At 64.0% G+C, this 774-nt stretch carries 2 pseudogenes; both read left to right on the plus strand.

Annotation, left to right across the window (positions count from 1 at the left end):
- Positions 1-331, plus strand: a pseudogene (locus tag ACYP5B_RS22160) (ATPase); the annotation flags it as partial.
- Positions 332-345: 14 nt separating this feature from the next.
- A pseudogene (locus ACYP5B_RS22165) lies at positions 346-774 on the plus strand (hypothetical protein); the annotation flags it as partial.

Below are 774 nucleotides of genomic sequence, written 5' to 3' on the forward strand. Positions count from 1 at the left end.
GCTGGAGAAGCTGCCGACGGCGATGGACTTGCGTGTTCACTTCGGCTCCCAGCTGCAGACCCTTTGGCCGGTCGCGTCCAAGGCCGAGCTCAAGGACGTCGCGATCTTTGGCACCGTCCCGCCAGAAGGCGCCGCCTCCCTGACGCATCCGGTTGTCTCGGGCGCCTGGGAAATCACCGGACCGCTGCGCAATCTGAGCGAGTTCAAAGGATTCGGTCCGCAGGTCGTGGTGAAAACCATCGAACTCGCCGTGAACCTGAACGCCGCTCCCGACCTCAAGCAATCGAAATTCATGTTGACGGTCAAAGGCGATGCCTTTGCCCGCAATTGAGAAGGAAGACTGAAATGCGTGCTTACCCGATGACAATCCGCCGCGCGAGCGTGGCGATGGTCGCAATCCTTGCCTGCGGCGCGGCGCTTGCCGATGACGACAAGTCGATCACGCAGAAGCTGATCGAGGCCGACGGCAAGGTTGCGCTGCAGAAGCTAGAGCAGGATCTTGCCAAGGCCGCCCCGGCTCCGGCCTTGACCGCCGCACCGGCTGGCGCCACAACGGTCAAGGCGCACGAGCGCTCGCCGCAGACGATTGCCCTCTATGGCGTCGACGGCCGCGCTGCCGGCGGCGCTGTGAACCTGCGGAGCTACGTCAGGTGGGGTGATCAGGTCTATCCCGCGCGCGTTGGCGCGAAGTGGCGCGGCTTCACTGTGGCCGACATTTCGGAAGCCGGCACGACGTTTGCCCGAGGCAAGACCAAAGTATTCGCCCCGTTGGTG

The organism is Cupriavidus sp. 8B, from assembly GCF_054589115.1.